Raw genomic sequence first — 13,246 nt, 5'->3', positions numbered from 1 at the left:
TTAATTCCTTGAAACCTGTTTCACTCCCTTTACTGTTCTCAGTTTCTTGACAAGTGCTTCCAGATGTCCCGTATCGCTCACCATGATGGTCAGTGTTCCGGAGAACAGCCCGTCATGCGAGTCAATGCCGATGCTTCTCAAAGTAATACCCGTTTCTTTGGAAATGATGGAAGTGATGTTGGTCACGATGCCGATGTCATCGTGTCCCACTACGCGCAGGGTGATGGGGTACTGTGTACCTTGTGACTTTCCGGCCCAGCGTGCCTTCACGATACGGTAGCCGAAACGTGAGTGCAAATCACTGGCATTGGGACAATCGCAACGGTGTATCTTGATACCTCCCGTCACACTGACAAAGCCGAATACATCATCTCCATAGATGGGATTGCAGCAGCGTGCCAACTTGAAATCCAATCCTTTCAGATTTTGATCAATGACCAGTACATCTTCTTTGGTACCTATCTCTTCCGGTATGCCTTGTTGAAGGTTATAGCCTTCAGCACTGCGGTAGACAATATCGTCGCGCGTATCATTTTCCCGTCTTTGCTGTTCCTGGTATTTGTCTATAATCTCGTTGACATCCAGTTCTTCATCGGCTATGGCTTGATAGAAGTCGGTCACTATCTTGAAACCGAGGCGCTTGATGAGGCGCATCATGGTTCCTTCATCATACTCTATCTTCCGGTTCTTGAACTTGCGTTCCAGGGTTTCCTTAGCGAAGGCGTGCTGGCGTGCAGCCATTTCCTTCAATGCCTGGCGTATTTTGGTGCGTGCCTTGGAGGTGGTTACGATGTTCAGCCAGTCCTGCTTGGGCGTCTGCGTATTCGATGTCATTATCTCCACCTGGTCACCGCTATGCAGCATTTGCTTCAGCTGTACATTCTTGCCGTTCACTTTTGCACCGATACATTTGCAGCCCAGTTTGCTATGGATGTGGAACGCAAAATCGAGCACGGTGGAGCCTTTGGCAAGTTTGAACAAATCACCTTTGGGGGTAAATACAAATACCTCGTCTTCGTACAAATCCAGTTTGAACTGGTCCATCGTTTCCAGTCCGTTGCTGTCCGAGCTCTCTAAGGCTTCGCGTACGGAAGTCAGCCATTCGTCAAGACCAGATTCACCTTTCACTCCTTTGTATCGCCAATGGGCGGCCAGGCCTCGTTCGGCAATATCATCCATGCGTTCGGTACGTATTTGTACTTCCACCCATTTGCCTTCGGGGCCCATCACGGTGATGTGCAGTGATTCATATCCGTTGCTTTTAGGTACGGACAACCAGTCGCGTAGCCTTTTCGGGTTAGGCTGGTACATATCTGTTACGATGGAGTAGGCCTGCCAACATTCCAGTTTCTCCTTTTCCAGGCAAGAGTCCAGGATGACGCGGATGGCGAACAGGTCATACACGCCTTCGAAGGGGCATTTCTGCTTCTTCATTTTCTGGTAGATGGAGTGGATGGACTTGGTGCGTCCTTTGATATGGAACTTCAGTCCGGCTTCTTCGAGCTTCTTCTGTACCGGTGCAATGAAGGCGGCAATGTACTTGTCACGCGATGCCTTGGTCTCATTCAGTTTTTCCTTGATATGGTAGTAAACTTCCTTTTCTGTGTATTTCAATGAGAGGTCTTCCAGTTCCGACTTCAATTTGTACAGACCCAGCTTATGGGCAAGGGGTGCATAGAGATAAGCCGCTTCGTTGGCTACCTGCCGACGGGCTTCGTCATTTTCGCAGTCCTTGATTTGCCGCATGATGTTTACGCGGTCGGCAATCATGATGAGAATGACACGCATGTCCTCGGCGAAAGTCAGCAACAAGTTGCGGAAATTCTCGGACTCGATGGTAGGGCTTTTGGAATAAAGTTCGTTTACACGTATCAATCCCCGGATGATGCCTGCCACATCCTCGCCATAGATTTGCTCTACTTCAAGAGCAGTGCAAGTGCCGCAGCGCACGGAGTCGTGCAGCATGAGCCCCAGGATAGAAGCACGCTTCATTCCGATTTCTTCCGCTACAATGACAGCCGTCTGCATATCTTTGATGACGGGATTCAAACCGAATATATCACGCTGGATACGGTTGTTCTGTATAGTATTGACAAGATGTGTTTTCAGCTTTTTGCAGTCCCCCTTCTGGAGGGTTTCTCCGGAAAGTTGCAACAGTTTGCGGTAGAGCGAGAAGAGTAAATCTTTCTCTTTGATAGTGAAAAATTCATCAGTTTCCATAATCGTCCGTATTTTATGCTTCAAAGGTAAGTTTTTTCTTCATTTTCTTGACGGCAGTTCTGCTTTTTTTGTATTTTTGGGCATGAATTAATAAAACAAGATATTATGATAACACCGCAAGACAAAGAGTTGCTCGAAAATAAAGGCATCTCCGAAGAACAAATAGCTGAACAGTTGGCTTGTTTCGAAAAAGGTTTTCCATACTTGAAGCTGTCTGCCGCTGCTTCTGTAGAAAAGGGTATACTGGCTCCGGATACGGATGAACAGAAGAAATACCTGGATGCGTGGGAGGCATATACACAAACCGATAAAGTGGTGGTGAAGTTTGTGCCTGCTTCGGGTGCTGCCAGCCGTATGTTCAAGAACTTGTTTGAATTTCTCGGGGCAGACTATGACACTCCCCAGACAAACTTTGAAAAGACTTTCTTTGAGAAAATAGAGAAGTTTGCCTTCTATGATGACTTGAATACCGCTTGCCAGAGGACTGCCGGAAAGGATATACCGACTTTGGTTGCCGCTGGAAACTACAAGGCGGTTGTTGCTGCCTTACTCGAAGGGGCCGGACTGAACTATGGTGCTCTGCCCAAAGGATTGCTTAAGTTCCATAAGTATGAAGACGGTAGCCGCACGCCGCTGGAAGAGCACTTGGTAGAAGGAGCATTGTATGCTGCCAATAAGAACGGTAAGGTGAATGTGCATTTCACGGTTTCGCCCGAACATCGTGCCTTGTTCAAGGCTTTGGTAGACGAAAAGGCTGCCGCTTATGCAAAGAAGTATGGGGTGGATTATAACATCTCTTTTTCGGAACAGAAGCCGAGCACCGATACCATTGCCGCCGATATGGAAAACAAACCCTTCCGCGACAATGGCAAATTGTTGTTCCGTCCCGGCGGTCATGGCGCCTTGATTGAAAACTTGAATGACCTTGATGCGGATATTATCTTCATAAAGAATATAGACAATGTGGTACCCGACAAGCTGAAAGGTGACACCGTATTATATAAGAAACTGATTGCCGGTGTGCTGGTAGCGTTACAGCAGAGAGCGTTTGCTTATCTGCAGTTGCTTGACAGCGGGAAGTATACACACGAGCAAATTCTTGAAGTTCTGCAATTCCTGCAGAAACAACTCTATTGCAAGAATCCGGAGACAAAGAATCTGGAAGATGCCGAGTTGGTTATATATCTGAAAGAGAAGCTGAACCGTCCGATGCGTGTTTGCGGTATGGTGAAGAACGTAGGCGAACCGGGCGGAGGTCCGTTCCTGGCATACAACAGTGACGGTACTATCTCTCTGCAGATTCTGGAAAGTTCGCAGATTGATATGGACGACCCGGAAAAGAAGGAAATGTTTGAAAAAGGTACCCATTTCAATCCGGTGGATTTGGTTTGCGCCGTACGTGACTATAAAGGACATAAGTTCAATCTTGTGAAGTATGTGGATAAAGCGACAGGCTTCATCTCTTATAAGTCCAAGAACGGCAAGGACCTGAAGGCGCTTGAACTTCCCGGTTTGTGGAACGGGGCCATGAGTGATTGGAACACAGTATTTGTAGAAGTGCCTCTGACTACATTCAATCCGGTAAAGACGGTGAATGACTTGTTGAGAGAACAACACCAATAAGAGGATTTACTATTAGACGATTTACGATGTACGATTGGGATTGCTTTGGCTTGTGGCGGTTTATTGTCTAAAGTAACTCTAATCGTACATCGTACGTCGTCAAATCGTAAATATATAAAATTGTAAATAAAAGAATTGATGAAAAAGATTTTATTGTTAGGTTCCGGTGAGTTGGGCAAGGAGTTTGTTATTTCCGCCCAACGTAAGGGCCAGTATATCATTGCTTGCGACTCGTATGCCGGAGCGCCTGCCATGCAAGTGGCAGATGAATGTGAGGTATTCAGCATGCTCGATGGAGATGCTTTGGAACGTGTAGTACGCAAACACCAGCCGGATATTATTGTTCCGGAAATTGAGGCTATCCGTACAGAACGTCTGTATGATTTCGAGAAAGAAGGCATTCAGGTAGTGCCCAGTGCACGCGCCGTGAACTTTACCATGAACCGTAAAGCAATACGTGACCTTGCAGCTAAAGAGCTGGGATTGAAGACTGCTAAATATTTTTATGCCAAATCTTTGGATGAACTGAAAGCTGCTGCTGAAAAGATAGGTTTCCCGTGTGTGGTGAAACCGCTGATGTCCTCTTCCGGTAAAGGCCAGTCTCTCGTAAAGAGTGCCGACGAACTGGAGCATGCCTGGGAGTATGGCTGTAATGGTAGCCGTGGAGACATCAAAGAACTTATCATTGAAGAGTTCATCAAGTTCGACAGTGAGATAACACTGCTCACCGTAACGCAGAAGAATGGTCCGACCTTGTTCTGCCCGCCTATCGGCCATGTACAGAAGGGTGGGGACTATCGTGAAAGCTTCCAGCCTGCCCATATTGACCCTGCCCATCTAAGGGAGGCGCAGGATATGGCAGAGAAAGTGACCCGTGCCTTGACCGGTGCCGGATTGTGGGGAGTGGAATTCTTTCTCAGCCATGAGAACGGTGTCTATTTCTCCGAACTCTCTCCACGTCCGCACGATACGGGTATGGTAACCCTGGCCGGAACCCAGAATCTGAATGAGTTTGAATTGCACTGTCGTGCGGTGCTTGGTCTGCCTATCCCTGGCATCAAGCAGGAGCGTATAGGAGCCAGTGCTGTCATCCTTTCTCCGATAGCCAGTCAGGAACGTCCCAATTATCGTGGCATGGAAGAGGTTACGAAAGAAGAGGATACTTATCTGCGTATTTTTGGTAAGCCTACTACCCGCGTAAACCGCCGTATGGGTGTAGTGCTGTGTTATGCACCTCTTGACAGTGATCTTGACACGCTGCGCGACAAAGCGAAGCGTATTGCTGATAGGGTAGAGGTATATTAATGATTAGTGATGAATGATTGGTGATTTGTTGATGAATGGATACCATCAACAAATCACCAATCGTCAGTATTAATCATTGAAAAAGAGTCCGGGATAAATCTCTCCTCCAAGTTCTGTTACATCGAGGCTTTGTAATAGTTTTCCATCCGGAGCATAGAACAGTTGGAATTCTTCATCGGAATTGTATTGTTCCACCTCAATTATTATCACTGTGGGATGTTTGGGAAAGGTGATGATTCTTATATCCCTTAATCTCATGCCGGTCATTGTACTGCTCATGAATGCTTCTGCCACGGGAGCCGGCACTTTTTCCAGTGACTCTACATCCGTTTCAGTCATAACCCACTCCGCTTGTTTATTGAACCAGACATCAATTTCCTGACCATCTGCAATAAATTCTGCCACGTAGCAACCGGCGATTTGCTCCCATTCCACATCCGTTGCTTGAGGATAGAGCGTTTGAAAAGCTGTTTGTATATTTGCAGGAAGACGTCCTTCCGCAAAAGCGGACACCGACAGCAAGGCAAGTAGTCCTGCCAGAATACAGAATTTGAACTTTTTCATAATCAAGGTTGTTTTGAGTTTTCTGTAAGAACAACCTTGTTGTATTTTTGTTTCCGGAAATCAGTATATTGGTTGATGCATTTTTAAATATCAGTGAACTGGCCTTTGTATACAAAAGTTTTTTCTCCGAAATCCACTTCCGGTAATACGGCATCTTCCTTGAATAATCCGTAAACAGATGACCCCGAACCACTCATGGAGGCATATACAGCTCCTTGCCGGTACATCTCTTCCTTGATTTCTCCAATAGCCGGGAATTGGGGGAATACGCTTTCTTCAAAGTCATTGACCATTCGTCCGTTCCATTCTTCTACGGGAAGTTGGGCAATTTCTTTCAAGGACATTTCCGGATGATGCGGTTTTATTTTTGCAAAGGCATCCCGTGTAGAGACGAAAATGTCCGGCTTCACCAACCATATCCGATATCCTTTCAGTGAGAGGGGAAGGGGAGAAAATATGTTTCCGATACCTTCTGCGTAAGTCGGACGGTTTTTGATGAAGAAGGCACAATCGGCACCCAGCTTGGCGGCATACTCTTCCAGAGTGTCATCCGGCAGTCCGAGTTCAAACTTATTATTCAGAAGCTTCAGCATGAAGGCTGCATCGGCCGAACCGCCACCCAGTCCGGCTCCCGAGGGAATATGCTTGAAGAGATGAATATCTACCGGAGGAAGGTTGAACCGGTCATCCAGTAACTTGTAGGCTTTCACTACCAGGTTACTCTCTGCTTCTCCCTCAATTTCCAGACCTGCTTGATGCAGACGGAACTTTCCGTTTCCTTCGTTCAAGATATTTATTTCCAAAGCATCTTCTATGGGAACCGGATAGAAAATGGTTTCCAGATTATGGTATCCGTCCGGACGCTTTTCTGTGATATTCAGTCCCAGGTTTATTTTGGCATTTGGAAAAGTCAGCATGGCGTTGAAAATTAAGAATTAATAATTTAAAATTAAAAGGAGAAGCTATTGGAGTGCAGCTTCCGAAGACAAAGTTAGTGATTTCTGTTCATAGTAGATTGAAAACTTAACAATGATTTATTTACTGCTTATAAATAAATTCGCTTATCTTTGCCATACGAGCGAAGATAGGCTGCACCTCAACATAACTTTTTCATGCAAGCATGAAAGTTATGTATTCGGTTTGCACTATCTTTGCTTTCCCTTTCTAAAAGGGAAATTCATTTAATTTTTAATTTTCAATTTTTAATTCTTAAAGTGGCAGAACAAAGAAGAACATCCCGTACTCCGAAAGGAAAGGCACCACAGCCCGTAACAGACTACGGACGTATCCAGCCGCAAGCGCCGGAGCTGGAAGAAGCTGTCTTGGGAGCCTTGATGATTGAGAAGGACGCTTATTCGCTGGTAAGTGAAATTCTTCGTCCGGAGTCATTCTATGAGCATAGACATCAGTTGATATATTCCGCTATTACCGATTTGGCCGTGAATCAGAAGCCGGTCGATATCCTCACCGTGAAGGAGCAGCTTTCCAAGCGGGGAGAATTGGAGGAAGTGGGCGGCCCGTTCTATATTACCCAACTTAGCAGTAAGGTGGCATCTTCTGCACACATCGAATACCATGCACGTATCATTGCGCAGAAAGCTTTGGCACGTGAATTGATTACTTTTACCAGCAATATCCAGAGCAAGGCTTTCGACGAGACGCTGGATGTGGACGACCTGATGCAGGAGGCCGAAGGAAAACTGTTCGAGATTTCCCAGCAGAACATGAAGAAGGATTATACACAAATTAATCCTGTCATTGCCGAAGCCTATGATTTGATTCAGAAAGCTGCTGCCCGTACCGATGGTTTGAGTGGCTTGGAAAGTGGGTATACCAAGCTGGACAAGATGACTTCCGGATGGCAGAAGTCCGACCTCATCATTATTGCAGCCCGTCCTGCCATGGGTAAAACGGCGTTCGTACTTTCCATGGCGAAAAACATTGCCGTGAATTTCCGCAATCCTGTAGCGCTGTTCTCGCTTGAAATGAGTAACGTGCAGCTGGTGAACCGTTTGATATCCAACGTGTGCGAGATTCCGAGTGAGAAAATCAAGAGTGGCCAGTTGGCAGACTATGAATGGCAGCAGTTGGATTACAAACTGCGTGACTTGCTGGATGCTCCGCTTTATGTGGATGATACGCCTTCTTTGTCGGTATTCGAACTCCGTACGAAGGCACGGCGTCTGGTACGTGAGCACGGAGTAAAGATTATCATCATCGACTACCTTCAGCTGATGAATGCAAGCGGAATGTCTTTCGGTAGCCGTCAGGAAGAAGTTAGTACCATTTCGCGTTCATTGAAAGGTTTGGCCAAGGAGCTGAACATTCCTATCATCGCTCTGTCGCAGTTGAACCGTGGTGTGGAGAACCGTGAAGGCGAGGAAGGCAAGCGTCCCCAGTTGAGCGACCTTCGTGAATCCGGTGCCATCGAGCAGGATGCCGATATGGTGTGCTTCATTCACCGTCCCGAATATTACAAGATTTATACTTCTGCCGATGGCAGTGACTTGCGCGGTATGGCGGAAATCATCATAGCAAAGCACCGTAACGGTGCCGTGGGGGATGTGCGTCTGAGGTTTATCGGACAGTACACCCGTTTCCAGAATCCCGAGGATGATATGGTTATTCCACCTCCGACGGAGGGTGGAGGAGCTACATTCGGTTCACGTATGAATGCGCCTATCGGAAGTACGGCAACACCGCCACCTCCATCGGCTGCTGATTTTCCGCCACAGACGGACAACCCGTTTGGAGGTGTGGGGTCGGACGGGCCATTACCTTTCTGATGTATTTTTATGGCTACACCCTTTGCCTTGAATGCCTATACCATCGTAGAGTGATGGCTACACCTTTAGGTACAAAGGGTGTAGCCATGTTAAATACTGTATTTGAGCCTATTTACTTATTCTAAAATCTTCAATGTGGACAGTAAGAACGTCAATCTTACTTTTGCTCCCTTTTCCGTTTTGATTGTGCCTCGGGCATCTGCTGTTCTGTGTTTATTTTATCAGAGGATAGAGTATCTTGTTTTATTTCTTGTTCCTTTCTCAGCCGGTTGAGTTTCCATCTGTTCCAGAAAAGGAGCTCACTCCATTTGTTGAAATCCTTTTTGAAGATAATGCCAATACCTTGTGTTGTCAGATTTGTCCGGGTGTAGTAGCGGTCGTTTGTTTCGTTGTACGCTTTCAGGCGGATGTCTCCGGAACGGTTGACGAGCCATTCTGCTTCAAAGTCTCCCACAAAATTGGTATTTGCCATCGGATTGTCACGATAGCCAAAATTACCATTGATAAGTAGTCGGTTATTCAATAATTGTCCCGAAAGCATGGTCTCGAACTCCATGTCTGTCCAGCCTCTTTCACCGGTACTGAAATTGGTGCCGAAGTTCCAGTTATTGACATCGAGAATGTTTGATAAAGCGTTATTCAACTGTCCGGAAAGGGTGGATGAAACAACACTGGACATCATATTCGAATTCTGGGTGGCTCCCAAGTTTTCCGGGGTATAGAACTTGCCGATAGCCAACAGATAGAGTATCTGCATGTTCATTTGCTCGTCAGTAGGAATATAGTTACGGACAATGGCCTGCACTTCATCGCGTTCGTTGGGCAGCTCGATGTCGAATTTTACATCGGGTGAAGTCAATTGTCCGGTAAGGTCCATCATACAGTTCACTTTTACATTTGTCTGGCTGATGTAGCCGGAGGTTGCCTCGTTGGGCATCAGGTCATTTAAGGATGCTGAGTTGACCGTATAGCCTGCTTTTATGTCCAGAGTGGCATCCAGCGGCGAACCGTTGAATGTAATGGTACTTCCATCCCTGATAATAAAGTCCTTTCGGATAACCTCTTGCAGACTGAATTTATAGACTCCCTGGCTTATTCGGTAACTGCCGAACATCTTTACATCTCCTTTATTGAAGAACTCAGTACGGATATTTCCGGTTCCCCGTCCACTGATATAGTCGCCGGCGATAGGGTCCATGATAATCTTCATGGTAGCGTCGGGGGTGGCGTCTACCAAGAGATTCAGCCGGATGTCAGTGTCGCTCTCTTTCTCTTCCTCGATTTCCTTTTGGGCAATCTCGTAGTCGGAAAGGCGGACAGAGTCTTGTACGGCACGGCGTGGCGTCTTGTCCACAAACTTGATGAACTGGTTGCTGACCGCTGTAGATACGTTATCCTTTATATAGGTAAAGGTGGTGTTACGATTGGTAGTCATTGCAACGTCAATGTTAACGCCATCTTGGGCATTACCGGCAATAGTGGCATTCCCCGTACCGTAGACGGTGCCGTAGAAGGGATAGTCTGGTGATTCTTTGGTATTCATCACCAGCATGTCGTTGACATTGAAATTGAAACGGTACTCCAGGTTCTTGAAATGCTGATAGTGCAGATAGCCGCTCATGCTGCCTTGATGCCCTTGCGTGTCGAAAATGCGGTTGTTGCGGAAGGTCAACCCGCCGGGCTCGATGTAGATGCTGTCTTTGACGGAGAAAGTGGTGTTGAGCACGTCTACCTTCATGGAAGCATCGCCGAATACACGCCCTTCCATGGTGAGAGCCTTGAATTTGCCATAGAAATGTACATGGCCGGTGGCACGTCCGTTGAATTCGGGCGTGATGCTGCTCATATAATGATGTATAAACTTCAAGTTGGTACCGCCCGCTTCAATTTGGAGATCCAATGAACTGGTGGGCTTCAAGGGATAGACATAGCCATACACATGGCTTTTGGCGATATCTTTCTCCCGGATATGGGCATCCAGATAGATGCCCTTCACGTCGTGGTGCCATTCTCCGTGTATGTTGGCATCACCCAGCAAGCCTTCGTTCAATCCGAGATTGCGGATAAACAAGTCGGTGCTCATGACGGGGGTTTCCAGTACTCCGCTGGCGAAAGCCGGACCGGTGGCTTCTCCTTTGAAATTGACTCCGAGGTCTGCAATGTCGAACACATAACCGATGTTGATTTCCTTCAAATCCAGACGTACTGTATCTTCGGGTTGTGGTGAAACGATACCATTGATACGCAAGTGCCGGTCTTTATGGCTGAAGTAGAAATCATTGACATACACTTTGCCGGAGTCGAGTACCACTTGGGAGGGATGTATATCCCATAGCGTATCGTTCAGTATCACGTTGGTGGGCTGGACATCAATGACGGTTTTTAAGGGGGGAAGTTTCCTCTTGTTTTCATTCGCTTCTTTCTGTTCACGGATGAAGTGGGCGACGGCGGCGAGTTTCCCGCTGTAGGTTACAGTGCTGCTGTTACCCCAGTTCAGCGTGGTCTGTATGCTGTTGTTCTGGGCTTGCGCTTCTAAAGCTATATTGACAGCGCCGCTTGATTTGCGGTTGCTGAAGCGTAGGCGTGTATGGAACTGGTCACCGGGATTCTCGCAAAGGAACATTCCGGATTCGATGAATTTGTTTTCATAGCGGAGACGGGGAAAATAGCCTTCTACACGGAGTCGCTGTGCCTTGTCATTGAAGTATCCTTTAATGGTGGAATGGGTATATACTTTTACCGGAATCTGAAAGACAGTGGAGAGTAGTTCCGTATTGTAAATGTGCATGTCGAAATGGAAATTGTTCTCCGTCTCTATGGGTTTCTTGTCTGGCAGAATCAAGGCGGGGATATAACGACGCATGATATTCAGTACACTGGCAGGCAGGGTACGATAAGAATAATCGCCTTCTATGCTACCTTGGAGAAAGTTGGATTGGATGGTCAGCCGTTTCTGGTCTTCGCTTTCTCTGATGGCGGATATCTTCAGATTGTCCAGGAAGTATTGTGTTTCCGGAGCTGCGAACAGTAAGCTGTCAACGTTGATTTCACCGTTCATCTCGTCAATGGAACCGCCGGTGAAGTCAGCCTTGACTTTGACTGATATTTCCGTATCTTCATAGTTGGGTGTCAGATGTAGGGCATGAGGACGAAATTTGTCGATGCTTGCCTGAAAGTTGAAAGTCGGTACCCGACTGGCGGTATTGATGGTACCGTTCAAAATAACAGAACCATTGGTGTCATCCAAGGCGACTTTTCCCGTGAAGCCTCCCTGCTTGTATTCTCCATCCAGGGTGATATTTTCGTAATTGTAGTCGCTGTAATCAATGGAGGCAACCAGCCCTTTCAGCAGTACGGATGGGTATTGGTTTTCGTAATGGCTGCTGTTGACATCCAGATTGAAAGTTACTTTACCCAGTTTTTTGTTACCCAGCATCTTGCCCAGCTCAAACTCTTTGGTTTTCACTGCACCGGAATAGGCAAAATAACCTTTATCTTTGTTAGAACTTAGTTTTACGTCAGTTTGGATGGTTCCGATGTCAGTGCGTACTTGTCCGTAAGTTACGAGGTCTGTGAAGTAGCCCGATACTTCTCCACGGAAGGAAACCGTTCCTAAGTGTTGCAGGACGGGAGGTACTCCATTATAGTTCTTGCTGAAATTCCGGACAAAGAAGGCAATTCCTTCCGGGGCTGCGTACAAATTGGACAAATTGCCGAATATATAAGCATTTTCCGGATGGGAAAGGTCTTGTAGTGATACGTCTCCCCTCAGATAAAAATGATTTCCGACAGAGACGGAAAGGTGCGGGCAATTCAGTTGATTGACAGTGCCGTCTGTCTGTACCTCTACTTGCAATTTTTCCTTAAAAGAACCAAAAGCCGGAACAAAAGCCGATAAATCCTGCAAGGCGATTTGAGAGGGCAGCAAATGGAATGAGAAACGGACATCTTGGGCAAGATTGTCAAACGCCCCCAGACTGTCATAATCCATGTGTATAGTATCCATTGCCAAAGAGGTGTTGGGGAGGTCGATGGCGAAATTTTCGATTTTCATCCGTTGGTCATTACCGATAACCTTTAGGCTTAGTTTCTTCAATTCAAATCCGGAATGTTCTTCTTCGATGCTCAGACGCTTGATGGCAGCATTGATAGAATCATTTTGCAATGCTTTTAGGGAGATGTTTGCAATAATGTTACGCAAGCGGAGATGCTGTGGATTGAACTTTCCCGGAGTCTCTTTCTCGGACAGCACATCATATGAAACCTTTCCGCGGCGTATCAGTAAGGAATTGATACGGAGATCCAGGTTGTTTTTCTTTTGAACCGTATCTTTGGATGCGAATGCGTCGAGTACAAACTGAAAATTAGGTTTATCCTTGGGAGTCTGCTTGTTCAGATTGATGTTAAAGCCGAACAATTGTATGTTACTGATGGATATTTTGCCGCTGAATAGGGGGAGAATATCGAATTTGGCAGAAAGACGGGTCACCTTCAGCATTTCCTTGCCGGACTGGTCGTCCAGGAGCAGATCGTCGATGATGATGCGGTTCAGCAATCCTATGTTTATTCGCCCAATGGAAATCTTGCTGTCCAGTATGGAAGCCAGTTCATTGGCAACAAATACAGACATTTGTCGCTGAACGGATGGAATGTTTAGCAACAATATGGTACCGATATACAATCCCAATACAATACCGAGTACCCAGCGTACTGTTTTTTTTAGCTTTCTGATAGGCGGTTAATTTTTA

At 46.4% G+C, this 13,246-nt stretch carries 7 protein-coding genes; 3 read left to right on the top strand and 4 right to left on the bottom strand.

Annotation, left to right across the window (positions count from 1 at the left end; translation table 11 throughout):
• Complete coding sequence (locus tag DW947_RS07385) at positions 1-2,220, bottom strand: RelA/SpoT family protein (protein WP_117962534.1); 2,220 nt, start codon at positions 2,218-2,220, stop codon at positions 1-3.
• A 105-nt stretch (positions 2,221-2,325) separates the two neighbouring features.
• On the opposite strand from DW947_RS07385, the gene DW947_RS07380 reads away from it, so the two are divergent.
• Positions 2,326-3,843 carry a DUF4301 family protein gene (locus DW947_RS07380; RefSeq protein WP_016273801.1) on the top strand — a complete coding sequence of 506 codons (1,518 nt, stop codon included), beginning with the start codon at positions 2,326-2,328 and terminating at the stop codon, positions 3,841-3,843.
• A 138-nt stretch (positions 3,844-3,981) separates the two neighbouring features.
• Entirely contained in the window at positions 3,982-5,148 is a 1,167-nt protein-coding gene (purT, locus tag DW947_RS07375; RefSeq protein WP_005827720.1) for a formate-dependent phosphoribosylglycinamide formyltransferase, read from the top strand.
• 69 nt (positions 5,149-5,217) lie between these two features.
• Here the strand turns inward: purT and DW947_RS07370 are convergent, their stop codons facing one another.
• Both DW947_RS07370 and ispE read right to left on the bottom strand, forming a co-directional pair.
• Complete coding sequence (locus DW947_RS07370; RefSeq protein ID WP_117962532.1) at positions 5,218-5,712, bottom strand: PepSY-like domain-containing protein; 495 nt, start codon at positions 5,710-5,712, stop codon at positions 5,218-5,220.
• An 83-nt stretch (positions 5,713-5,795) separates the two neighbouring features.
• Positions 5,796-6,629, bottom strand: a complete 834-nt coding sequence (gene ispE, locus DW947_RS07365) for a 4-(cytidine 5'-diphospho)-2-C-methyl-D-erythritol kinase (protein WP_016273799.1) — start codon at positions 6,627-6,629, stop codon at positions 5,796-5,798.
• A gap of 297 nt (positions 6,630-6,926) precedes the next feature.
• Here ispE and dnaB point away from each other — a divergent pair, with 297 nt between their 5' ends.
• Positions 6,927-8,498, top strand: coding sequence for a replicative DNA helicase (gene dnaB / locus DW947_RS07360; protein ID WP_008664493.1), 1,572 nt, complete (start codon positions 6,927-6,929; stop codon positions 8,496-8,498).
• Between the two features lie 157 nt (positions 8,499-8,655).
• Here the strand turns inward: dnaB and DW947_RS07355 are convergent, their stop codons facing one another.
• Positions 8,656-13,128: a translocation/assembly module TamB domain-containing protein gene (locus DW947_RS07355; protein ID WP_117962530.1), complete on the bottom strand. Its 4,473-nt coding sequence runs from the start codon at positions 13,126-13,128 to the stop codon at positions 8,656-8,658.
• Positions 13,129-13,246: the final 118 nt, after the last annotated feature.

It is taken from the genome of Bacteroides sp. AM44-19, assembly GCF_003603395.1.
Taxonomy (GTDB): domain Bacteria; phylum Bacteroidota; class Bacteroidia; order Bacteroidales; family Bacteroidaceae; genus Bacteroides; species Bacteroides uniformis.
This window is presented reverse-complemented; position numbering and strand designations above follow the sequence as displayed.

Excerpts from the sequence above, each read along its gene's own strand:
- DW947_RS07385 (WP_117962534.1), bottom strand. The coding sequence starts at position 2,220 with ATGGAAACTGATGAATTTTTCACTATCAAAGAGAAAGATTTACTCTTC.
- DW947_RS07380 (WP_016273801.1), top strand. The coding sequence starts at position 2,326 with ATGATAACACCGCAAGACAAAGAGTTGCTCGAAAATAAAGGCATCTCC.
- purT (WP_005827720.1), top strand. The coding sequence starts at position 3,982 with ATGAAAAAGATTTTATTGTTAGGTTCCGGTGAGTTGGGCAAGGAGTTT.
- DW947_RS07370 (WP_117962532.1), bottom strand. The coding sequence starts at position 5,712 with ATGAAAAAGTTCAAATTCTGTATTCTGGCAGGACTACTTGCCTTGCTG.
- ispE (WP_016273799.1), bottom strand. The coding sequence starts at position 6,629 with ATGCTGACTTTTCCAAATGCCAAAATAAACCTGGGACTGAATATCACA.
- DW947_RS07355 (WP_117962530.1), bottom strand. The coding sequence starts at position 13,128 with ATGTCTGTATTTGTTGCCAATGAACTGGCTTCCATACTGGACAGCAAG.